Consider the following 22,298-nt stretch of genomic DNA (forward strand, 5'->3'; position numbering starts at 1 on the left):
CGGCCACCCCCGAGGACCAACGACAAGGCGCAGCACGTGAACCTCCGCAATCAGTGGCCAGTCCTGTCCGTCACGACAGGGCTGGCTGTCGGCCTGCTCACCGGCTGCGGTTCGCAGTCCGGCGGCTCGGGGGGCACCGGCTCCTCCATCGTGATGGGGATGTCCGACGACGTCCTGGCCACCGACCCGGCGTCTGGTTACGACCCGGGCTCGTGGTTGTTGTTCAACAACGTCTTCCAGTCGTTGCTGAGCTTCCCCAAGGGCGGTACGGAGCCGGAGCCGGAGGCCGCCAAGGAGTGCTCGTTCATAGACGCCACCACGACGGTCTACTCGTGCACTTTGCAGAGCGGGCTGAAGTTCAGCAACGGTGACGCGCTCACCTCCGAGGACGTCAAGTTCTCCTTCGACCGCATGCTGAAGATCAACGACGACGCCGGTCCCGCGATCATGTTCCCCATGCTCGACCAGGTGGAGACACCGGACGCCAAGACCGTCGTCTTCAAGCTCAAGTACGCCGACGCCACCTTCCCCAGCAAGATCGCCTCCGGCGCCGGCTCGATCGTGGACCACCGGCAGTACGCCGACAACGGTCTGCGTACCGACAACAAGGCGGTCGGCTCGGGCCCGTACAAGCTGGACTCGTATGGCAAGGACGAGGCCGTCTTCTCCGTCAACACGAGCTACCGGGGGACCGCCAAGGTCAAGAACTCCGGTGTGACACTGAAGTTCTTCCACGGCGACCGGACCGCGCTGAAGAAAGCCCTGGAGAGCAACGAGATCGACATCGCCTACCGAGGCCTCGCCGCCGACGACATCGCGGACATCGAGAACGACACCTCCACCGGCACGGGCGTCAACGTCGTCGAGGGCACCAGCGCCGAGGTGCAGCACCTGGTCTTCAACATGAACGACCCGGTGGCGGGCAAGCTCTCGGTGCGCAAGGCCGTCGCCTATCTGCTCGACCGCCAGGCCCTGGTCGACGAGGTCTACAAGGACACGGCGACACCGCTTTACTCGATCATCCCGGCCGGCATCGTGGGCCACAACACGGCCTTCTTCGACACCTACGGCGCCAGCCCCTCCCGGTCCAAGGCCGAGGCCGAGCTGCGCGCCGACGGCATCACCGACAAGGTGAAGCTGACCCTCTGGTCGACGCCGTCGCGCTACGGGCCCTCCACCGACCAGGAGTTCAGGGCGATAGCCGAGCAGCTCAACGCCAGCGGTCTCTTCGACGCGACCGTCAAGTCCGTCGCCTTCGACCAGTACGAGAAGGACATCGCCAGCGGCAAGTACGGCGTGTACGTGAAGGGCTGGGTGCCCGACTACCCGGACCCGGACAACTTCACGGCCCCCTTCTTCGGCGAGGGCAACGTGCTGAGCAACAACTACACCGACAGCACGATCACCGGACAGCTCATCCCGGAGACCGCCGCCGAGAGCAACCGCGGCTCGACCGAAGCCGACTACGGCAAGCTCCAGGACATCGTGGCCGACGAACTGCCGCTCATCCCGCTCTGGCAGGCCAAGCAGTACGCGGTCGTCCGCGACAACGTCTACGGCCTGGAGTACTGCCTCGACGCCTCGACGGTCTTCCGCTTCTGGGAGATCAGCAAGGACTGATCCCGGCCCGGCGTACACAGACCGGCGTACATGGACCGGCGTACACAGAGGGCGGCCCCTTCCTCCAGGAGAAAGGGGCCGCCCTCTGTGCCGTGCGTGCGGTTACTGTGCGCCGGGGCGCACCAACCCGCTCTCGTACGCGTACACCGCGGCCTGCACCCGGTCGCGCAGCCCCAGCTTGGTCAGGACGTGCCCCACGTGCGTCTTGACCGTGGTCTCGCTGACGAACAGGTCGGCAGCGATCTCGGCGTTGGACAGTCCGCGGGCCACCAGCTTCAGCACCTCGACCTCGCGCTCGGTCAGCGTGTGCAGTGTGTCCGGCACCGGGTCGTCGCCGGACGGCAGATGGCTCGCGTACTTGTCGAGCAGGCGGCGCGTGATGCTCGGCGCGAGCAGCGCCTCGCCCGAGGCGACCACCCGGATCGCCTGCACCAGCTCGTTGGCCGGCGCGTCCTTGAGCAGAAAGCCGCTGGCGCCCGCGCGCAGCGCCTCCACCACGTACTCGTCGAGGTCGAAGGTCGTCAGCACCAGCACCTTCGCCGGACCGTCCCGGCCGGGGCCGGTGATCTGCCGGGTCGCCTCGACGCCGTCCATCCTCGGCATACGGATGTCCATCAGAACCACATCGGGCTGCAGGGCACGGACTTGGTCGAGTGCCTGGAGACCGTCACCGGCCTCGCCGACGACCGCAAGATCCTGCTCCGCTTCCAGGATCATCCGGAAGCCGGTGCGCAACAGCGGTTGGTCGTCGACGAGTAGGACGCGGATGGCCACGTGAGTCTCCTTCGCTAGTCCGGCCCCATTCTGCCCTGCTGGGCGCCCCCGGACTCCGGCGCCCTGACCGGCAGAGGATACGGCGGGGGAGTACCGCCGAATTCCGGACATACCGGCTGGTGGTCGCACCAGCCACAGAGCTTGGTGGGCCGGGGCCGCCAGTCACCCGAGTCGGTGGCCTCCCGGATCGCCTCCCACAGCGCGTGCAGCTTGCGCTCGACGCGCTCCAGGTCCGCGATCACCGGGTCGTACGTCACTACGTCGCCGCTGCCGAGATAGACGAGCTGGAGCCGGCGCGGGACCACCTGCTTCAGCCGCCACACCACCAGGGCGTAGAACTTCATCTGGAACAGGGCACCCTCGGCGTACTCCGGCCTGGGGGCCTTGCCTGTCTTGTAGTCGACGATCCGCACCTCGCCCGTCGGCGCCACGTCGACGCGGTCGATGATGCCGCGCAGCTTGAGCCCGGAGTCGAGTTGCGCCTCGACGAACAGCTCCCGCTCGGCGGGCTCCAGCCGGGTCGGGTCCTCCAGCGTGAACCAGCGCTCCACCAGCTGCTCGGCCTCGGTGAGCCAGCGCGCCAGTCGCTCGCCCTCGGGGTCGTCGGCGAACAGCTCCACGACCTCCGGCCGGGTCTCGCGCAGTCTGTCCCACTGGCCGGGGATCAAGGACTTCGCCCGCGGCGCCGTACGCTCCGTCGCCGGTGCGTCGAAGAGCCGCTCGAGCACCGCGTGCACCAGCGTGCCGCGGGTGGCCGCCTCGCTCGGCTTCTCGGGGAGCTTGTCGATCACCCGGAACCGGTAGAGCAGCGGACACTGCATGAAGTCGCTGGCGCGCGACGGCGACAGGGACACGGGCGGCAGGGCCGCCACCGTCGCCACGGCTTCGGCGGGTGCGTCCGCGGTGCCGGTCCCGGCCGCGCCCTCGGTGCTGGTTTCCATGACGACAGACCTTACGGCTCGCCACTGACAGTGATACGGCAGCGGCTCCTGCAACACCGCGGAAAACAGAGGGGGTGCCGGGGCGGAACGTGCCGCGACGGCCGCATACCATCGACCACAGACCCTGCTCTGCATGATCGGGAGCGGAGGACGCTTCGAACAAGGGGACATCGTGGACGAGAGCGGCGAGAGCGGGAAGCCGCGCTCCGGTACCGACGAAGCGACCGAGCGCCACGAGGGGCCCCAGGCCTCCGGCGGCCCGGCCGCGGACGCCACGCGCCCAGAACGGGAACGCCCGGAGGGCTCCACCGGGCCCACCCCTACGGAGCCGGACGCCGACGCCGAGGTTCCCCGGCCCGCGGCCGGGACCGAGCCCGCCTCGGCCGCCCCGGGTGAGCCTGCGACCACCTCCGGTCCTTCGGATGAGTCTGTGGCCATCTCGCGTCCTTCGGATGAGCCTGCGGACACCTCCCGACCCGTGGCGGGGACCGAGCCCGCCACCCCCCGTCCTTCGGACGAGCCCCAAGTCGGCCGAGCCCCCACTGACGACGCCCGTCCGGACGCCGGTGCTGCACGTGAAGCCGGGGCCGAGGACGGTGTCAGGACACGTGCCGAGTCCGGGTCCGGCAAGGGGCGGTCGCCGCGCCGCGAGAAGGGGCCCGGCGGTGGACTGCTCATGGGCCGCCCGTTCGGGGTGCCCGTGTACGTCGCGCCCAGTTGGTTTCTCGTCGCCGCCCTGATCACCTGGGTGTTCGGCGGCCAGCTCGACCGGGTGCTGCCCGAACTCGGCGCCCTGCGCTACCTCGTCTCTCTCTTCTTCGCGGTCGCCTTCTACGCCTCCGTACTCGTCCACGAGTTGGCCCACACGGTCGCCGCCCTGCGCTTCGGGCTGCCGGTGCGCCGGATCCAGCTGCAGTTCTTCGGCGGGGTATCGGAGATCGAGAAGGAGTCCGAGACCCCGGGCCGGGAGTTCGTCCTGGCCTTCGTCGGGCCGCTGCTCTCCCTCGTCCTCTCGGGCGTCTTCTACCTCGCCATGCAGACCGTCGACCCGGGCACCGTGCCGGGTGTCCTGCTGGGCGGCCTGATGATTTCCAACCTCATCGTGGCCGCCTTCAACCTGCTGCCCGGACTGCCCCTCGACGGCGGCCGGATGCTCCGCGCGGTGGTCTGGAAGATCACCGGCAGGCCGATGAGCGGCACGATCGCCGCCGCCTGGGTGGGCCGCGCCCTCGCCGTCGCCGTACTCATCGGACTGCCCCTGCTCACCCAGTCCGGCGCGATCGGCGGGGCCCCCGCCGACATCGGCGGCATGGACACCGTCACGGACGCCCTGCTCGCCGCCATCCTCGCCGCCATCATCTGGACCGGCGCCGGCAACAGCCTCCGGATGGCCCGCCTGCGCGAGCACCTCCCGGACTTGCGCGCCCGCGCGCTCACCCGGCGCGCGGTCCCCGTCGAGACCAGCACCCCGCTCTCGGAAGCGCTGCGCCGCGCCAACGACGCCGGCGCCCGGGCCCTGGTCGTGGTCGACGCCGACGGCCAGCCACTCTCCCTGGTGCGTGAGGCCGCCATCGTCGGCGTACCCGAACACCGCCGTCCCTGGGTCGCGGTCAGTGGCCTCGCCCAGGACCTCACCGACGGCATGCGGGTCTCCGCCGAGCTCGCCGGCGAGGACCTCCTCGACGCCCTGCGCGCCAACCCCGCCACCGAGTACCTGGTCATCGAGGACTCCGGCGAGATCTACGGCGTCCTGTCCGCCGCCGACGTGGAGCGCGCCTTCGTGAAAGCCATGGCCCGGCCCGCCTAGGTCCTGTCGTCCCATTCCCGTCTGCCTCGCGACGCCATGCACGCCCTCTCGCCGCACTGGGCGCAGACCCAAGTACGTCCGGTACGAGGGTCCACGCCCGGCACACCGAGAGCACGCACCTACTGCGACACAGGCTGCTGGCGCAGCGGGCGCGAGGCCGCCCTCCGGGCGACGACGGGAAGGTGACGACAGGACCTAGCGGTGCTCCGGGCGGTGGTCGGGTGCTCCTTGCCGGACCGGTAGGCTGGTCACATGTCCGAACCGACCGGTGCCGCCCGCAGGCGCGGGCCCTTCAAGGTCGGGGACCAGGTTCAGCTGACCGACCCCAAGGGCCGCCACTACACGTTCACGCTCGAGGCCGGAAAGAACTTTCACACCCACAAGGGTTCTTTCCCGCACGACGAGCTGATCGGTGCTCCCGAGGGCAGCGTTGTCCGCACCACGGGGAACGTCGCCTATCTCGCGCTGCGCCCCCTGCTCCCCGACTACGTCCTGTCCATGCCCCGCGGCGCCGCCGTGGTCTACCCCAAGGACGCGGGTCAGATCCTGGCCTTCGCCGACATCTTCCCCGGCGCCCGTGTCGTGGAGGCGGGTGTCGGCTCCGGCTCACTCAGTGCCTTCCTGCTGCGCGCCATCGGCGACCAGGGAATGCTGCACTCCTACGAGCGCCGCGAGGACTTCGCCGAGATCGCCCAGCAGAACGTGGAGCGCTACTTCGGCGACAAGCACCCCGCCTGGCAGCTCACCGTCGGCGACCTCCAGGACAACCTGTCGGACACCGACGTGGACCGCGTCATCCTCGACATGCTGGCCCCCTGGGAGTGCCTGGAGGCCGTCTCCAAGGCGCTCGTCCCCGGCGGCATCCTCTGCTGCTACGTCGCCACCACCACCCAGCTCGCGCGGACCGTCGAGTCCATCCGCGAGATCGGTTCCTTCAACGAACCGACCGCCTGGGAGTCGATGGTCCGCAACTGGCACGTCGAGGGCCTGGCCGTCCGCCCCGACCACCGGATGATCGGCCACACCGGCTTCCTGCTCACCGCCCGCCGCCTCGCGGACGGTGTCGAACCGCCCATGCGCCGCCGCCGGCCCTCCAAGGGCGCCTACGGCGACGACTACACCGGTCCGAACGCCGACGGCGGCATGAGCCGCTGACGTAACCAACGCACCACAACTGTGGCCGAGTTCCCGGGACAGCCGGGGAACTCGGCCACAGTGCTCTCCTGTTGGCGCGCCGCCAAAAGTCCGCCAAATGTCCGTCAGAAGTGCGGACCCCGCCGTTCCGCCGCACTGTGACGTGTGGCACCATGCGGGGCACCCCCACCGGCACAGCCCTCACGGGAGACACTCCTAGTGCAGCAATCCGCCGTCCCGGAATTGGCACACACGCACACCAGCCCCATCCAGTGGGTCGCCACGGCCACCGCCGTCGCCGGAGTCGTCGCGTTCTCCTCCCTGCTGCAGCCCGACCCGGCCACGGCGGCTCAGGCCGGCTCCGATGCGAAGCCGGCCCTGGCCGCCGCCGCGGCCCCCGATCCGTCCGCCGTCGACTTCCCGATCGAGTGCGGGCCCACGAAAGTCCTCGTCCAGAAGAAGGCGTCCGGAGACCTCGACGGCGACGGACGCCCCGAGACCGTGGCCGTGGTCCGCTGCGACGCGGGCTCGGGCACGCCGCCCAACGGTGTCTACGTCCTCACCCAGGCCACGGACGAGTCCAAGCCCCGCGTCGTGGCCACCCTGGTCGACCCCAAGGACCGCCTGAGCGTCACCGACTTCGCGCTGAGTGACGGCGTCGTGACCGCCACCCTTCTCGGGTACTCCTCGTCCGACGTGCCGAGTTGCTGCCCGGACGTGAAGGATCTCGCCAAGTGGCAGTGGAAGAACGCTGCGTTCGTCCGCTCGACACCCTCCGGAGCCCAGGGCGTGTGAACGCCCTCCGCGGCTCCGGACATATGAAAACACCCTCCGCGCGGCGAAGGGTGTGAGCAAGCAGACACTGGTGACACAGGGCGCTCATGGCATCACTCCGCGTCAGGACCGTAAACCTCGACCCTGTCCGAAACCCGACGTACGTGGATACAGTCGCCCGGGCACTCCTTCGCCGAGTCCGTCACATCGTGCAGAAGCGGCAGCGGTACGGGCGTTGTGGCGCCCGGGTTCTGCAGCAGTTCGTCGCCGGAGCCCTTCACGTACGCCAGGCCGTCGATGTCCAGCTCAAAGACCTCGGGCGCGTACTGGACGCAGATCCCGTCTCCGGTGCAGAGATCCTGGTCGATCCAGACCTCAAGCGCCTCGCCGTCGACTCCGGCCTCCTGCTGCACGGTCTTTCTCCTGCCGTTTCCTGTGCCGAGTGACCCGATATCCCTGCAAGTCGGGCCAGCCCTGACGGGTGTTGAACACTTCGACCCTACCTCCGTCCGCTTCCCAATCATGTTGGGTGGGTATTCCACTGGCGTGAGGGAGAGCGCAAGGGTGAAGATCGGACACACCCCGACAGTCTTTGTGATCTAGGGGTTTCAATCGACACCCACCCAGGTAGGGTCTGGAAGCGTCCAGCTCCCCTTGGAGGAGGTGAGGACCGTGGCAGCCCACGACGACGACATGAACCGCGGCATCCGCCCGGGAAGAGGGTCCGATGACCCCGCCGGGCAGATTGCCTACCTTGAGCAGGAGATCGCCGTCCTGCGACGCAAGCTCGCCGACTCTCCGCGACACACGAGGATTCTCGAAGAGCGAATCGTCGAGTTGCAGACGAATCTGGCAGGCGTGTCCGCACAGAACGAGCGGCTCGCCAACACGCTCCGTGAGGCCCGCGACCAGATCGTGGCCCTCAAGGAAGAGGTCGACCGGCTCGCACAGCCGCCGGCAGGCTTCGGTGTCTTCCTCGTGGCCAACGAGGACGGCACGGCGGACATCTTCACCGGGGGCCGCAAGCTCCGGGTGAACGTCAGCCCCAGCGTGGAGCTCGAAGAGCTCAGGCGCGGCCAGGAAGTGATGCTCAACGAAGCTCTCAACGTGGTCGAGGCCCTGGAGTACGAGAGCATCGGCGAGATCGTCACCCTCAAGGAGATCCTTGAGGACGGAGAGCGCGCCCTTGTGCAGGGGCACACCGACGAGGAACGGGTGGTACGGCTCGCCGAGCCACTCCTGGACGTCGTCATCCGCCCTGGCGACGCCCTGCTTCTCGAACCCCGTTCCGGCTATGTCTACGAAGTTGTTCCGAAGAGCGAGGTCGAGGAGCTCGTCCTCGAAGAGGTCCCGGACATCGGCTACGAGCAGATCGGCGGCCTGGGCAACCAGATCGAGATGATCCGCGACGCGGTCGAGCTCCCGTACCTCCACCCCGATCTGTACAAGGAGCACGAACTGCGGCCGCCCAAGGGCGTCCTGCTGTACGGCCCCCCCGGATGCGGAAAGACCCTCATCGCCAAGGCCGTCGCCAACTCGCTGGCCAAGAAGGTCGCGGAGGTCACCGGTCAGGGCGCCGGCAAGAGCTTCTTCCTCAACATCAAGGGCCCCGAGCTCCTGAACAAGTACGTCGGCGAGACCGAGCGGCAGATCCGCCTGGTCTTCCAGCGTGCACGTGAGAAGGCCAGCGAGGGCACCCCCGTCATCGTCTTCTTCGACGAGATGGAGTCCCTGTTCCGGACCCGTGGATCAGGCGTCAGCTCGGACGTGGAGAACACCATCGTCCCCCAGCTGCTCGCCGAGATCGACGGCGTCGAGGGCCTGGAGAACGTGGTCGTGATCGGCGCCTCGAACCGCGAGGACATGATCGACCCCGCGATCCTGCGCCCCGGACGACTCGATGTGAAGATCAAGATCGAGCGCCCGGACGCCGAAGCGGCGAAGGACATCTTCGCGAAGTACCTCACAGAGCGCCTTCCGCTGCACTCCGACGACCTCGGTGAGCACGGCGGCGACCGGGCGGCCACGGTCAACAACATGATCCAGACTGCCGTTGAGCACATGTACGACGAGTCCGAGGAGAACCGCTTCCTCGAGGTCACCTACGCCAACGGCGACAAGGAAGTCCTGTACTTCAAGGACTTCAACTCCGGCGCCATGATCGAGAACATCGTCGGCCGCGCCAAGAAGGCGGCCATCAAGGCCTTCCTCGACCAGAACCAGAAGGGCATTCGGGTCTCCCACCTCCTCCAGGCTTGCGTGGACGAGTTCAAGGAGAACGAAGACCTGCCGAACACCACCAACCCGGACGACTGGGCCCGAATCTCCGGCAAGAAGGGCGAACGGATCGTCTACATCCGTACGCTGGTCACCGGAAAGCAGGGCGCGGACACCGGACGCTCCATCGACACGGTGGCCAACACCGGTCAGTACCTGTAAAAGACAGGGCGGCTGCGGGTGCCCTCCGTGGGTACCCGCAGCCGACTGCTTTCCGGGTCACGGCTGGAGCGAGGCAATGACGCAAATGATCTCCCCACCAGTGCAAAGGCGTTCTAGGCTCTTTCGTACCGCCGAGTCGCGCAGTGCGGGGACGGGCACCGCACACGCGCCGGAGCACCAGCGGTACTTGAGCAGCGCCCCCGACCGAGGGCACTGCCGGGCAAGGAGGGCCGCATGACCGTACGGCGAGTAATGGGCATCGAGACGGAGTACGGGATCTCCGTCCCCGGCCACCCGAACGCCAATGCCATGCTCACCTCGTCCCAGATCGTCAACGCGTACGCGGCGGCGATGCACCGGGCGCGCCGCGCCCGCTGGGACTTCGAGGAGGAGAATCCGCTGCGGGACGCGCGGGGCTTCGACCTCGCCCGCGAGGCCGCCGACTCCAGCCAGCTCACCGACGAGGACATCGGCCTGGCCAATGTCATCCTCACCAATGGTGCGCGGCTTTACGTGGACCACGCACATCCGGAGTACAGCTCGCCGGAGGTCACCAACCCGCTGGACGCCGTCCTGTGGGACAAGGCCGGCGAGCGCATCATGGCGGAGGCCGCGGAGCGCGCGGCCCAGCTTCCGGGCGCCCAGCCGATCCACCTCTACAAGAACAACACCGACAACAAGGGCGCCTCGTACGGCACGCACGAGAACTACCTGATGAAGCGGGAGACCCCCTTCTCGGACATCGTGCGCCACCTCACGCCGTTCTTCGTCTCACGTCAGGTCGTCACCGGAGCGGGCCGCGTCGGTATCGGGCAGGACGGGCACGAGCACGGCTTCCAGCTCAGCCAGCGCTCCGACTACTTCGAGGTCGAGGTGGGCCTGGAGACCACCCTGAAGCGCCCGATCATCAACACGCGCGACGAGCCGCACGCGGACGCCGAGAAGTACCGCAGGCTGCACGTGATCATCGGCGACGCGAACCTCTCCGAGATCTCGACCTATCTGAAACTGGGCACGACGGCCCTGGTCCTCTCGATGATCGAGGACGGCTTCATCGCCGTGGACCTGGCGGTCGACCAGCCCGTACGCACCCTGCACCAGGTCTCGCACGATCCGACACTCAAGCGCCTGGTCACGCTCCGCAGCGGCCGGACACTCACCGCTGTGCAGCTCCAGATGGAGTACTTCGAGCTGGCCCGCAAGTACGTGGAGGAACGGTTCGGGTCGGACGCCGACGATCAGACCGTGGATGTCCTGCTCCGCTGGGAGGACACCCTGAACCGCCTGGAGAACGACCCGATGAGCCTCTCCGGAGAGCTCGACTGGGTCGCCAAGCGGGAGGTCATGGAGGGCTACCAGCGCCGTGACGGCCTCGACTGGGACGCCGCCAGGCTGCACCTGGTCGATCTCCAGTACGCCGACGTACGGGCCGAGAAGGGCATCTACAACCGCCTGGCGGCGCGCGGCAAGATGAAGCGCCTCCTGGACGAGCAGGACGTCGAGCGGGCCCGTACGAAGCCGCCGGAGGACACGCGCGCGTACTTCCGTGGGCGCTGCCTGGAGCAGTACGCGGACGACGTCGCGGCGGCCTCCTGGGACTCGGTGATCTTCGATCTGCCGGGCAGGGACTCGCTCCAGCGCGTCCCAACCCTGGAGCCGCTTCGCGGAACGCGTAATCACGTCAAGGAGCTCCTCGACCGCTGCCGTACGGCCGAAGACCTGGTCAAGGTCCTGTCGGGCGGCTGAGCGGTCACGGCGGGGCCCGCACGGGCCCAAGGGGCCGGAGCGGCGGATCGGGGTGGAAAGAAGCCGTGTCCGGGAATCATCGAGGTGGCTCCCGGACGTTGTAGCAACTGCGGGGCCGATGTCGGACCCTGCTTGTAGGGTCTGATCAAGAACGTCGAACCGAGCGGGGTGAGGGTTTATGGCGACCAAGGACACCGACGGCGGACAGCAGAAGGCCACGCGTTCCACCGAGGAGGCCGAGGAGCAGGCGCAGGACGCGCAGGGTTCCGAGGACCTCAAGGAACGCCAGGAGAAGCTGAGCGACGACGTGGACTCCGTCCTCGACGAAATCGATGACGTCCTCGAAGAGAACGCTGAGGACTTCGTGAGGTCCTTCGTTCAAAAGGGCGGAGAATAACGCCAGTTGTCCGCCCCGGAGTCGGCCTGATCCAGCGGGTCGGCGCCGGGACGGATGATCGGCGTTCGCGCGGGTATGGTCCGTGCACAGATTTGATGATCGGCTCGGCCGTCGACGGCGGGCCGCAGCCTACGTGGAAGGAATCGCGTGGAAGCCAACCCTCGTAGCACCGGGCGTCTGCCGGCTGCCTTCCTGACGCCCGGGTCGTCGTCCTTCATGGACTTCCTCTCCGACCACCAGCCGGACATGCTCCCGGGCAGGCGGCAGCTGCCGCCCACCCAGGGCGTGATCGAGGCTCCGCACGGCACGACCATCGTGGCCGTCACGTTCCCCGGTGGTGTGGTTCTCGCCGGTGACCGGCGGGCGACCATGGGAAATGTCATCGCGCAGCGTGACATCGAGAAGGTCTTTCCGGCCGATGAGTACTCGGCGGTGGGCATCGCCGGTACGGCGGGTCTGGCCGTCGAGATGGTGAAGCTGTTCCAGCTGGAGCTGGAGCACTTCGAGAAGGTGGAGGGCGCCACGCTCTCCTTGGAGGGCAAGGCCAACCGCCTGTCCACGATGATCCGTTCGAACCTCGGCATGGCCATGCAGGGCCTCGCCGTGGTCCCCCTCTTCGCGGGCTACGACGTGGACCGCGAGAGGGGCCGCATCTTCTCGTACGACGTCACCGGCGGCCGCTCCGAGGAGCACGGCTTCGCCGGCACCGGCTCCGGCTCGGTCTTCGCGCGCGGTGCCATGAAGAAGCTCTACCGCAAGGACCTTTCCGAAGCGGAGGCCACGACCCTCGTCGTCCAGGCCCTGTACGACGCGGCCGACGACGACTCGGCGACCGGTGGTCCTGACGTCGCCCGCCGGATCTACCCGATCGTCACCGTGATCACTGAGGACGGATTCCGCCGTCTGGGCGACGAGGAGTCCTCCGAGATCGCCCGCTCGATCCTGGAGCGGCGTCTTGAGCAGCCCGACGGTCCGCGGGCGGCGCTGCTCTGACAGTGGCTGCCTGGTAGTGACTGCTTGGTGGTTGCTGCTTGGTGGTTGCTGCCTGGTGGTCGCTCTGACAGCGACTTCTTGGAAGGTGATCCAGTGACTTCGACAGAAAGGGACGGATAGCCGGTGTCGACGCCGTTCTATGTCTCACCCCAGCAGGCGATGGCCGACCGGGCGGAATACGCCCGCAAGGGCATTGCCCGTGGCCGCAGCCTTGTTGTGCTGCAGTATGCCGACGGCATCGTGTTCGTCGGCGAGAACCCGTCCCGTGCGCTGCACAAGTTCAGCGAGATCTATGACCGGATCGGCTTTGCCGCCGCCGGCAAATACAACGAGTACGAGAATCTGCGGATCGGCGGCGTGCGTTATGCCGATCTGCGGGGTTACACCTACGACCGTGACGATGTGACCGCCCGCGGTCTCGCCAACGTTTATGCCCAGACGCTGGGCACGATCTTCTCCAGTGCGGCCGAGAAGCCGTACGAGGTGGAGCTCGTGGTCGCCGAGGTGGGGGACACCCCCGAGGGTGACCAGATCTACCGGCTGCCGCACGACGGGTCGATCGTGGATGAGCACGGGTCGGTCGCGGTGGGTGGTAATGCCGAGCAGATCAGTACGTATCTGGATCAGCGCCATGAAGACGGCATGTCGCTTGCCGAGGCGTTGAAGCTGGCCGTGCAGTCCCTGTCGCGTGAGGCGAACGGGGGGGAGCGGGAGATTCCGGCGGAGCGGCTCGAGGTGGCGATTCTGGACCGGACGCGGCCGCAGCAGCGGAAGTTCAAGCGGATTGTTGGGCGGCAGTTGGCTCGGCTGCTTGAGGCGGATGGGGCGTCTACGGCTACCGAGGCGGAGGATCCTGAGGACGACGAGTGATCTCGTCTTTGACCTTGCTTATCGCGTGCCCCGGTCCGTAGTGGCCGGGGCGCGCGGCGTTTGGGGCGTCTGCGGGTTGGGCGCCTGTGGTCCGGGCGCCTGTGGTCCGGGCGTCTGCGGTCCGGGCGTCTGCGGTCCGGTGGGGGGTCGGGGCCGGGGGCCGGTACATCCGCCCGTCGCCGAGGGGCACTGTCGTGTGTTGTAGGGCTGGAGGCGGTGTGACCACGTTGGCGACGGGCATTTGATGTACCGGCCCTCGGCCCCTTCCGCCGGTGGGCGGGTGCCGGTCTCTCGGCCATCCGGGTCCTGCCGCCGGTGGGCGGGTGGGTGCGTGGGTGGTGGGTCTCTCGGGTTGCGGCTGCCGGTATCTCGGCTTGCTGATGGGGTGGCGGGGCCTGGGATTTAGGGCTCTGGGGGGCGTGGTGGGGCTGTGGAGCCTCGTACGACCAGGTGTACTGGGATGTCGCCTTGGAGGGGGGTATGGCCCTCCAGGACGGCCAGGAGGGCCTGCATGCCGCGTTCGCCGAAGAGTTCGGCGTTCAGGTGGACTGTGGTCAGTTCGGGGTCGATGGCTCTGGACAGGGCCAGGTCGTCCAGGCCGGTGATGGAGAGGTCGTCGGGGATCCGGAGGTGCAGACGGCGGGCCGCCTTGTAGGCGCCGGCGGCCAGGTTGTCGTCGTCGCAGACGAGGGCGGTGGGGCGGGGGCCGGGGGCTGCCAGGGCGGTTTCGGCGGCCTTCAGGGCACCCTCGATGGAGAGCGGGGCGCGGGCGGTGCGGAGGTGGGTGCCGGGGACCTCGGCCAGGCGTGTGGTGAGTTCCTGAGCGCGTACCTCGAAGGTCCAGGAGGGGATGTCGGCCGCCAGGTGCAGGAAGTGGCGGTGGCCGAGGGCCAGGAGATGCTCGGCGACCTGGCGTACGCCGTCCTTGATGTCGAGGTTGACGGTTGCGGCGCCCAGGCTGCCCTCGGGGTTGCTGTCGAGCATGACCAGGGGGAGTTGGTCGCCGCGGATTGCGGTGAGGGCGTCGGCGGCCATGGAGGAGGCGATCACGCCGTCCAGGGCGGCGCGTGCCGAGCCGAAGGGGTCGCGGGCGGGGCCGATGCCCTCGGGGGAGGGGTAGAGGACGACGCCGAAGCCGTGCTCGGCAGCCACCCGGGCGGCGCCCGTGTAGACGCCCGCGAAGAACTCGGTGGTCAGGGCGGGGACCACGAGGAGGACGGTGCGGGTGCGGCCCAGGCGCAGGTTGCGGGCGGCAAGGTTGGGGCGGTAGCCGAGTTCCTGGGCGGCTTCCCGGACCCGTTCGGCCGTCGCTTCGGAGACCCGGCCGCGCCATTTGTCCCCGAGCACCAGCGAGACGGCGGCCTGGGAGACCCCGGCGGCCTGGGCGACGTCCCGGCTCGTGGGGCGCGTGCTACCTCGTGCCACCGTCGACCTGCTCCCTCGTCTGGACTCGCGGACTGCGCACATGGTACGTATGGGAGAGGAAGTTATACGTAAAACTTCGGACGCCACGGGATTACGAGAAGGGCGCCTCATGGCCGCGGGATATGTGGAGATCCTCCGGGCGCGGCATGCGGCCCGGCTGCTCACCGGGACGCTCATAGGGCGGCTGCCGAACGCGACCGCCGCCATCGCCGTCGTGCTCTTCATCCGCGCGGAGGGCGGCACGTACAGCCTGGCGGGTGCGCTGGCCGCCGCGTACGGGGTGTCCAACGCCGTGGGGCAGCCGCTGCTCGGGCGGCTCGTGGACCTGTACGGGCAGCCGCGAGTCCAGTTGCCCGCCGCGCTCGTCTCGGCCCTCGGGATGGCTCTCTTCGCGTTCTCGGGTACGGACCCGCTGCCGCTCGCGTATGTCGCCATGGTGATCGCCGGGCTCTTCACGCCGCCCCTGGAGGGCGGTCTGCGGGCGCTGTGGCCCTCGATCCTCCGCAAGGAGGAGCAGGTGCACACCGCGTACGCGATGGACGCCGTGGCGCAGGAAATCATGTTCACCGTCGGGCCGTTGCTCGTGACGCTGTGCGTGGCGCTCTGGTCCGCCCAGGCCGCGCTGCTCGTCCTGAACGTCATAGGCGTCCTGGGTGCCCTTTCTGTGGTCGCGTCGCCCCCCTCGCGCGCGTGGCGGTCGGCTCCGCGCGAGGCGCACTGGCTCGGCGCGCTGCGTTCGGCCGGGCTGGTGGCCCTGCTCGGCGCCTTCCTGTTCGTCGGGATCGCGCTCGGCTCGATCACGGTCGCCTCCGTCTCGTACGCGGACGGACATGGCGGGGACGCGGTGTACGGGTGGCTGATGGCGGGGATCGGCTTCGGTGCGCTCGTCGGTGGCACCGTGTACGGCGCACGTCAGTGGACCGGTGCGCCGGAGCGGCGCCTGCGGCTCCTCGTGGCTCTCCTGGCGGTGTGTTACGTGCCACTGCTGCTGGTGCCGGGTCCGGTCGCCATGACGGCCCTCACCACCCTCGCCGGGGTGTTCCTGGCGCCCTGTATCGCCTGCGCTTTCGTGCTCGTCGACCGGCATGCTCCCAAGGGCACGGTCACCGAGGCGTTCTCCTGGCTCGTGACCACGTTCACTGTGGGAGCGTCCGTCGGAACGGGCCTGGCGGGCCCCGTCGTCGAGTCGGGCGGGGCGGTGTGGGGCTACGCCGTACCGGGGGCCGCCGGCGCCGCCGCGCTGGTGGTTCTGCTGTCCACGGGACGGGTCCTCGCAGCTACCGGGAACACGGAGGTGGTTGCGGTCTCATCGGAAAATGATCCAAACCGTGCCGTCGAACCCCGTTTGCGGTCAGTGGATCGGGCGTAATGTTCAGTCATGGACCGCCGCATTTTCGGGCTGGAGAACGAGTACGGCGTCACGTGTACGTTCAGGGGACAGCGCCGCCTGTCTCCCGACGAGGTGGCGCGGTACCTCTTCCGCCGTGTCGTGTCATGGGGCCGCAGCAGCAATGTCTTTCTGCGGAACGGTGCCCGCCTGTATCTCGACGTGGGATCACATCCGGAATACGCCACACCCGAATGTGACAACCTGATCGAACTGGTCACCCACGACAAGGCCGGCGAGCGCATTCTCGAAGGACTCCTGGTAGACGCCGAACGACGCCTGCACGAGGAAGGAATCGCGGGCGACGTCTACCTGTTCAAGAACAACACCGACTCGGCAGGAAACTCCTACGGGTGCCATGAGAACTATCTGGTGGCCCGGCACGGGGAGTTCTCCCGGCTCGCAGACATCCTCATTCCGTTCCTCGTGACGAGGCAGCTCCTCTGCGGTGCCGGCAAGGTGCTACAGACCCCGCGGGGCGCCGTGTACTGCGTCAGTCAGCGCGCCGAGCACATCTGGGAGGGTGTCAGCTCCGCGACGACCCGCTCCCGGCCGATCATCAACACACGCGACGAACCGCACGCGGACGCCGAGCGCTACCGCAGGCTGCACGTCATCGTCGGCGACTCGAACATGTCCGAGACGACCATGCTCCTCAAGGTCGGCGCCACCGACCTGGTGCTGCGCATGATCGAGGCGGGCACGGTGATGCGCGACCTGACCCTGGAGAACCCGATCCGGGCGATCCGCGAGGTCAGCCACGACATCACGGGCCGGCGCAAGGTGCGTCTGGCCAGCGGCCGGGAGGCCTCAGCCCTCGACGTGCAGCGCGAGTACTACGAGAAGGCCGTGGACTTCGTGGAGCGCCGCGGCATCCGCACCGGAGTGGTCGAGCAGGTCCTCGAACTGTGGGGCCGCACGCTCGACTCGATCGAGTCCGGGGACCTCGACCGGATCGGTACCGAGATCGACTGGGTCATGAAGTACCAGCTCATCGAGCGGTACCGGGCGAAGCACAACATGACCATGTCCAACCCGCGCGTCGCGCAGATAGACCTCGCCTACCACGACATCCACCGTCGGCGAGGTCTTTACTACCTCCTGGAGAGGAAGGGACAAGCCGCCCGTATCTGCAACGACTTGAAGATCTTCGAGGGCAAGTCCGTGCCCCCGCAGACCACTAGGGCGCGGTTGCGTGGCGACTTCATCCGGCGTGCTCAGGAGCAGCGCCGGGACTTCACGGTCGACTGGGTGCATCTCAAGCTCAATGACCAGGCGCAGCGCACCGTGTTGTGCAAGGACCCGTTCCGCAGCGTCGACGACCGGGTGGAGAAGTTGATCGCGGGAATGTGAGCGGAGCGTTCCGGCATGAGCGAAGCGTTCCGGCATGATCGGGAACGCAACGTGGGGCGTCGTACGTTTTACGTACGGCGCCCTTCTCATGTTGACAGTGCTGCCCCGGGTGACAACCCCCGGAGCCCCGACCGGAATCCGGGGCGGGCCGGAACCCCGGGCGGCGCCCAAACGTCAGTAAGGTAGCGCGCACGCCATCAACCAAGATCGACCGAACGAGGGCCCCCACCGTGCGCCGACGCTCACTTCTTCTAGCCGTACCCGCTGGACTTGTCACACTCGCCGGTTGCGGTGACGACAAGTCGGACACGGCTGAGTCCAGCAGCAGCCCGTCGGCTTCGGCCTCCGCCTCGGCACCCCCGCCGCCGAAGATCGTCGACGGTCCGCTCCCGGCCATCACGGCCGGTGCGAAGTTCGGTGAGAAGCCGACCGTCGCCAAGGGCAGCGGCGACCCGTCGAAGGACCTGGCCGTCAAGACGGTCATCGCGGGCAGCGGCAAGACGGTCGCGGAGAACGACTACATCGAGGCCCACTACCTCGGCCAGGTCTGGGCGACCGCGAAGGTCTTCGACAACTCCTACGACCGCAAGACCCCGCTGCTCATCCAGCTCGCACAGGGCAGCATCATCGACGGCTGGCGCTACGGCCTGGTGGGCAAGAAGGTCGGCAGCCGCGTCGAGCTGTCGGTGCCGCCGACCTGGGGCTACGGCACCGAGGGGAACACGCAGGCGGGCATCAAGGGCACCGACACCCTGGTGTTCGTCGTCGACGTGCAGAACACGTTCAACTCCAAGAGCTCCGCCCAGGGCAAGACGGTCGCGCAGGACAACATCGACCTCCCGAAGGTCGGCACCAACACCGACGGCAAGGCCCCCTCCATCGACGTACCGAAGTCGGACGCCCCGACGAAGCTCGTGGCGAACTACGTCATCGAGGGCGACGGCGCGGAGGTCGCGGCCGACAGCACCGTCCTGGTGCAGTACAAGGGCGTGCTCTGGGCGGACGGCAAGGAGTTCGACTCGACTTACAGCAGGGACTCGCTGACGTCGTTCTCGCTCACGCAGGTAGTCAAGGGCTGGGCCCAGGGTCTGACCGGCAGGAAGGTCGGCAGCCGCGTCCTGATCGTCGTACCGCCGAGCCTTGGCTACGGCGACAGCCCGCCGGAGGGCAGCGGCATCCAGAAGGACTCCACACTGGTGTTCTCGGTCGACATCCTGGCGAAGATGTAACGCATGCGGGGATGTGAGACTGTCGGAGTTGCTTAAAGGCCTTTACGCGAACAAGCAGGAGCAAGAGACGTGAGCATCGACAAGCCCGAGATCGACTTCCCGGGCGGCGAGCCCCCGGCGGACCTCGAGATCAAGGACCTCTGGGAGGGCGACGGGGCGGTGGCCAAGGCCGGCGACTTCGTCAAGGTCCACTACGTGGGCGTGGCCTTCTCCACCGGCGAGGAGTTCGACGCCTCCTGGAACCGCGGCACCCCGCTCGAGTTCCAGCTCGGCGTCGGCCAGGTCATCAGTGGCTGGGACAAGGGCGTGCAGGGCATGAAGGTCGGCGGCCGCCGCCAGCTGGTCATCCCGGCGCACCTCGCGTACGGCGACCGCGGCGCCGGTGGCCGAATCGGCCCCGGCGAGACGCTGATCTTCGTCTGCGACCTCGTCGCGGTCTGAGTCGCCGTCTGTCTGAGTCGCCGTCTGATCGACAGAGTCGCGGGTCGAGAGAGTCGCGGTCTGATCGTCGTACATCATCTGGCGAGGTCTGACCGGACTTGATCATCTGGGGCCCATGCCTGTCCGGGCATGGGCCCTCGGCTTTTGCCACGACACTCCGGAGCGGTACGGTCATCGGTCGGAAGCACCATAGGAAGGGCGTCGATGGCCATTGCCAAGGCCGAGCGGCTGATGAACCTGGCGCTGTGTCTGCTCGGGACACGGCGGCCGCTCAGCAAGCGCGAACTTCGCGAGTCCATCGAGGCCTATCTGGAGGCGAGTTCGGACGACTCCTTCAACAGGATGTTCGAACGAGACAAGGACGATCTGCGCGAACTCGGCCTGGTCATCGAGACGGTGGAGAACCTCGACGGCGAGGTCGGCTATCTCGCACGCCGGGACAGCAACCGGCTGCCGGCCATCACGCTCGACGCCGAGGAGGCCGCCGCCCTCGGCCTCGCCGCCAAGGTCTGGCAACAGGCCCGCCTCGCCGGTGCCGCGAGCGGCGCTCTGCAGAAGCTGCGCGCCGCGGGCCTGCCCGAGGACGTCGACCCGTACGAGCCACATGGCGCCCTGGAACCGTACATCCCCGTGCACGAGGCCGCCTTCGAGCCGCTGATGCTCGCCTGTCGCGACCACCGCCCGGTCGCCTTCGACTACCGCAAGGCCACCGCGGTGCGCCCCGAGCCCCGCCATGTCGAACCGTGGGCCCTCGAATGCTGGCGCGGCCACTGGTACCTGGCGGGCTGGGACCGCGACCGGGGAGCCGAGCGCGTCTTCCGGCTCTCGCGGATCACCGGCAAGGTCCGCACCCGGGCGGGCCGGTACACCGCTGACGTGCCCGATGTCGTCACGGTGCGCGAGACCGTCGCGAGCTGGGCCGGCGAGATCGCCGACCGCTCCGCGCTGATCCGGCTGCGCACCGGCGCCGGCTACCCGCTGCGGGCCAAGGCCGTCTCCGTACGGGAACTCGGGGGCGGGTGGGACGAGTTGGAGATTCCGTACGGGCATGGTCTGGACGCCTGGCTGGTCGAGTTCGGGCCCGACGTGGTGGTCCTGGAACCGGCCGAGCTGCGGGCGGACGTCGTGGACCGGCTGCGCGCCGTGGCCAAGGGCTGAGGGAGAAATCAAGAAAGTGGCAGGAAAACCGGCCAGGCCCACGAACGCGATCGATCAGACCCGGCGGATGCTCTCGCTGGTGACGTATCTGCGTGAGCGCCCCGGCGCGCGCGTCAGCGACGTCGCCCGGGCCTTCGGGATCACCGAGGACGAGCTGATCTCCGACCTCGACGTACTGCCGTTGTGCGGGACCAGCTTCCGCGGCGGCGACCTGCTCGACATCGACACCGACGGCGACCGGATCTGGTGGCGCAACCCCGGTGCCCTCGGCGCGGACGCGGCCGAGCCGCTGCGGATCGCCGCCGACGAGGCGACCGCGCTGCTGGTGGCCGCCCGCGCGGTGTCCACGCTGCCCGGCCTGCGCGAGGGCGACCGGCAGGCGCTGCTGCGCGCCACCGCCAAGGTGGAGGCCGCCTCGGGCGAGGCGGCCGGGGCCAGCTCCCGGCTCTCGGTCACCTTCGAGTCCGAGGGCGGGGTCTTCGCGGACGTCGACCGGGCCATCTCGGAGCGCCGCCGGCTGTGGATCCGCTACTACTCGCCCTCGCGCGACGAGCTCTCCGAGCGCGAGATCGACCCGATCCGCCTGGTCAGCGTCGGCCACACCTATGTGGAGGCCTGGTGCCGTCGCTCCGAGGCGCGCCGCACCTTCCGGCTGGACCGGGTAGCCGAGATCCGCATCCTGGACGAGCCGTCCGCGCCGCCCGAGATCGAGATGCGGGACCTCTCCGAAGGGCTGGTGCAGCCGGCGGCCGAGGACCCCGAGGTGGTCGTGGAGGTCGGCCCCGGCGGACGCTGGGTCGCCGAGTACTACCCGCACGACAGTGCGGACGAGCTACCGGACGGCGGACTGCGGATCACCTTGCGGACCCCCGATCCCACCTCGCTGCGAAGACTGGCGCTGCGTCTGGGCCGCGACGGCCGGATCGTCTCACCGCGGGACCTCGCGGTCAGCGCCCAGCAGGCGGCCCGCGAGGCACTCGTGGCCTACGACGGGCCTCAGGGAGCTCAGGACGGGCCGTACGACAGGCAGGAGCAAGGGCTTTGAGCACGTCGACGATGTCTGGTGTGCCCGAGAGGACCGGCGTGGCGGATCGGGCTGCCGGTGCCTCTGCGGGCGGTTCGGAAGTGTCCGCCGTCACGGCCTTCGCCGGGATGAGAAGGGTGGTCGAGACGGTCTTCAGGGCCGGCTGTCCCGACTGCCGGGCCGCTTTCGAGCTCAGGGCGAGCGCCCTGATGCTGGCCATCGGCGCGTCGAGCCGCACCACCTTCTACTCCTTCACCTGCCCGGAGTGCGGCGCTGCCGTCCGCAAGCCGGCCGGTGAGCGCATTGTCGAACTCCTCACCGGGGGCGGGGTGCGGACACTGCGCCTGCACAGCTCCTAGGCCTGCACGGGTTCTGGGCCTGCACGGGTCCTGGGCCTGCACGGGTCCTGGGGGATGGCCGAGGGCGGTCCCCGGGCCAGCCGGGGTCGTCTAGGGTCGTCGTCATGTTCTGGCCGATGTTTGCGATCGCTGTGGGTTTTCTGGGAATCGCGGTTCTCGGTGTGCTGTCGGTCCGTGTGTTCCTCGAAGCCGAGCGTCTGGGCAGACAGGTTTCCGATTCCGCACAGCGCATCAACAGGGCCGCCGAGGATCTGGAGCGCGCGGCCGTGACCACGGCGCGCTCCGTGGACGCGCTGTAAGTCACGGGTTCGCCGCGCTTTGAGTGGCTTTCGCCCTGTCACCTTTGCCGGAACGGCAGGTACGCTGCTGGTCGCGGCCCCGATAAACGAGGCGCGGGTCGCGAACTGGGAGTACGCACAGGGATTGC

At 68.5% G+C, this 22,298-nt stretch carries 21 protein-coding genes; 17 read left to right on the forward strand and 4 right to left on the reverse strand.

Annotated elements, in window-relative coordinates; genetic code table 11:
* Positions 1 to 36: 36 nt before the first annotated feature.
* Positions 37 to 1,620, forward strand: a complete 1,584-nt coding sequence (locus ACFWP7_RS11840) for an ABC transporter substrate-binding protein (RefSeq protein ID WP_384379913.1) — start codon at positions 37 to 39, stop codon at positions 1,618 to 1,620.
* A 102-nt stretch (positions 1,621 to 1,722) separates the two neighbouring features.
* On the opposite strand, the gene ACFWP7_RS11845 is transcribed toward ACFWP7_RS11840, so the two are convergent.
* Together ACFWP7_RS11845 and ACFWP7_RS11850 are read right to left on the reverse strand one after the other, a co-directional pair.
* Positions 1,723 to 2,394: a response regulator gene (locus ACFWP7_RS11845; RefSeq protein ID WP_384379916.1), complete on the reverse strand. Its 672-nt coding sequence runs from the start codon at positions 2,392 to 2,394 to the stop codon at positions 1,723 to 1,725.
* Between the two features lie 14 nt (positions 2,395 to 2,408).
* The gene (locus ACFWP7_RS11850) at positions 2,409 to 3,335 is read right to left on the reverse strand and encodes a RecB family exonuclease (RefSeq protein ID WP_384379919.1); all 927 of its coding nucleotides are present in this window, start codon (positions 3,333 to 3,335) and stop codon (positions 2,409 to 2,411) included.
* A gap of 172 nt (positions 3,336 to 3,507) precedes the next feature.
* Here ACFWP7_RS11850 and ACFWP7_RS11855 point away from each other — a divergent pair, with 172 nt between their 5' ends.
* The 3 genes from ACFWP7_RS11855 (at position 3,508) to ACFWP7_RS11865 (ending at position 7,071) form a co-directional block, all read left to right on the forward strand.
* Positions 3,508 to 5,142 carry a site-2 protease family protein gene (locus ACFWP7_RS11855; RefSeq protein ID WP_384380236.1) on the forward strand — a complete coding sequence of 545 codons (1,635 nt, stop codon included), beginning with the start codon at positions 3,508 to 3,510 and terminating at the stop codon, positions 5,140 to 5,142.
* Positions 5,143 to 5,394: 252 nt separating this feature from the next.
* Positions 5,395 to 6,297 carry a tRNA (adenine-N1)-methyltransferase gene (locus ACFWP7_RS11860; protein ID WP_384379921.1) on the forward strand — a complete coding sequence of 301 codons (903 nt, stop codon included), beginning with the start codon at positions 5,395 to 5,397 and terminating at the stop codon, positions 6,295 to 6,297.
* Positions 6,298 to 6,495: 198 nt separating this feature from the next.
* A complete protein-coding gene (locus ACFWP7_RS11865) occupies positions 6,496 to 7,071 on the forward strand; it encodes a hypothetical protein (RefSeq protein ID WP_384379924.1) in 576 nt (191 codons plus the stop codon).
* Positions 7,072 to 7,163: 92 nt separating this feature from the next.
* Here the strand turns inward: ACFWP7_RS11865 and ACFWP7_RS11870 are convergent, their stop codons facing one another.
* Complete coding sequence (locus ACFWP7_RS11870) at positions 7,164 to 7,463, reverse strand: ferredoxin (RefSeq protein WP_384379927.1); 300 nt, start codon at positions 7,461 to 7,463, stop codon at positions 7,164 to 7,166.
* Positions 7,464 to 7,722: 259 nt separating this feature from the next.
* Between ACFWP7_RS11870 and arc the strand changes: the two genes are divergently transcribed.
* The 5 genes from arc to prcA all read left to right on the forward strand — a co-directional run bounded on the left by arc (position 7,723) and on the right by prcA (position 13,495).
* Positions 7,723 to 9,489, forward strand: coding sequence for a proteasome ATPase (gene arc / locus ACFWP7_RS11875; RefSeq protein ID WP_384379930.1), 1,767 nt, complete (start codon positions 7,723 to 7,725; stop codon positions 9,487 to 9,489).
* Positions 9,490 to 9,723: 234 nt separating this feature from the next.
* Entirely contained in the window at positions 9,724 to 11,235 is a 1,512-nt protein-coding gene (gene dop, locus ACFWP7_RS11880) for a depupylase/deamidase Dop (RefSeq protein ID WP_384379933.1), read from the forward strand.
* A 178-nt stretch (positions 11,236 to 11,413) separates the two neighbouring features.
* Entirely contained in the window at positions 11,414 to 11,632 is a 219-nt protein-coding gene (locus ACFWP7_RS11885; protein WP_365434733.1) for a ubiquitin-like protein Pup, read from the forward strand.
* 147 nt (positions 11,633 to 11,779) lie between these two features.
* The gene (prcB, locus tag ACFWP7_RS11890) at positions 11,780 to 12,625 is read left to right on the forward strand and encodes a proteasome subunit beta (RefSeq protein WP_371550911.1); all 846 of its coding nucleotides are present in this window, start codon (positions 11,780 to 11,782) and stop codon (positions 12,623 to 12,625) included.
* Positions 12,626 to 12,748: 123 nt separating this feature from the next.
* The gene (gene prcA / locus ACFWP7_RS11895) at positions 12,749 to 13,495 is read left to right on the forward strand and encodes a proteasome subunit alpha (protein ID WP_384379938.1); all 747 of its coding nucleotides are present in this window, start codon (positions 12,749 to 12,751) and stop codon (positions 13,493 to 13,495) included.
* A gap of 402 nt (positions 13,496 to 13,897) precedes the next feature.
* Here the strand turns inward: prcA and ACFWP7_RS11900 are convergent, their stop codons facing one another.
* Positions 13,898 to 14,920, reverse strand: coding sequence for a LacI family DNA-binding transcriptional regulator (locus tag ACFWP7_RS11900; RefSeq protein ID WP_384379941.1), 1,023 nt, complete (start codon positions 14,918 to 14,920; stop codon positions 13,898 to 13,900).
* Between the two features lie 109 nt (positions 14,921 to 15,029).
* Between ACFWP7_RS11900 and ACFWP7_RS11905 the strand changes: the two genes are divergently transcribed.
* The 8 genes from ACFWP7_RS11905 to ACFWP7_RS11940 all read left to right on the forward strand — a co-directional run bounded on the left by ACFWP7_RS11905 (position 15,030) and on the right by ACFWP7_RS11940 (position 22,170).
* Complete coding sequence (locus tag ACFWP7_RS11905; RefSeq protein WP_384379944.1) at positions 15,030 to 16,289, forward strand: MFS transporter; 1,260 nt, start codon at positions 15,030 to 15,032, stop codon at positions 16,287 to 16,289.
* A gap of 9 nt (positions 16,290 to 16,298) precedes the next feature.
* Positions 16,299 to 17,660: a Pup--protein ligase gene (pafA, locus tag ACFWP7_RS11910; protein WP_384379947.1), complete on the forward strand. Its 1,362-nt coding sequence runs from the start codon at positions 16,299 to 16,301 to the stop codon at positions 17,658 to 17,660.
* Positions 17,661 to 17,890: 230 nt separating this feature from the next.
* The gene (locus ACFWP7_RS11915) at positions 17,891 to 18,889 is read left to right on the forward strand and encodes an FKBP-type peptidyl-prolyl cis-trans isomerase (RefSeq protein ID WP_384379950.1); all 999 of its coding nucleotides are present in this window, start codon (positions 17,891 to 17,893) and stop codon (positions 18,887 to 18,889) included.
* 69 nt (positions 18,890 to 18,958) lie between these two features.
* Positions 18,959 to 19,330: an FKBP-type peptidyl-prolyl cis-trans isomerase gene (locus tag ACFWP7_RS11920; RefSeq protein WP_384379953.1), complete on the forward strand. Its 372-nt coding sequence runs from the start codon at positions 18,959 to 18,961 to the stop codon at positions 19,328 to 19,330.
* Positions 19,331 to 19,534: 204 nt separating this feature from the next.
* A complete protein-coding gene (locus ACFWP7_RS11925; RefSeq protein WP_384379956.1) occupies positions 19,535 to 20,488 on the forward strand; it encodes a helix-turn-helix transcriptional regulator in 954 nt (317 codons plus the stop codon).
* A gap of 16 nt (positions 20,489 to 20,504) precedes the next feature.
* A complete protein-coding gene (locus ACFWP7_RS11930) occupies positions 20,505 to 21,533 on the forward strand; it encodes a helix-turn-helix transcriptional regulator (RefSeq protein WP_384379958.1) in 1,029 nt (342 codons plus the stop codon).
* Between the two features lie 107 nt (positions 21,534 to 21,640).
* On the forward strand, positions 21,641 to 21,871 hold the full coding sequence (locus ACFWP7_RS11935) for a hypothetical protein (RefSeq protein ID WP_384380239.1): 231 nt from the start codon (positions 21,641 to 21,643) through the stop codon (positions 21,869 to 21,871).
* 104 nt (positions 21,872 to 21,975) lie between these two features.
* Positions 21,976 to 22,170 (forward strand): hypothetical protein, encoded by a 195-nt coding sequence (locus ACFWP7_RS11940; protein WP_384379961.1) that lies wholly within the window; start codon positions 21,976 to 21,978, stop codon positions 22,168 to 22,170.
* Positions 22,171 to 22,298 lie beyond the last annotated feature (128 nt).

The organism is Streptomyces sp. NPDC058470 (genome assembly GCF_042721055.1).
Lineage (GTDB): Bacteria > Actinomycetota > Actinomycetes > Streptomycetales > Streptomycetaceae > Streptomyces.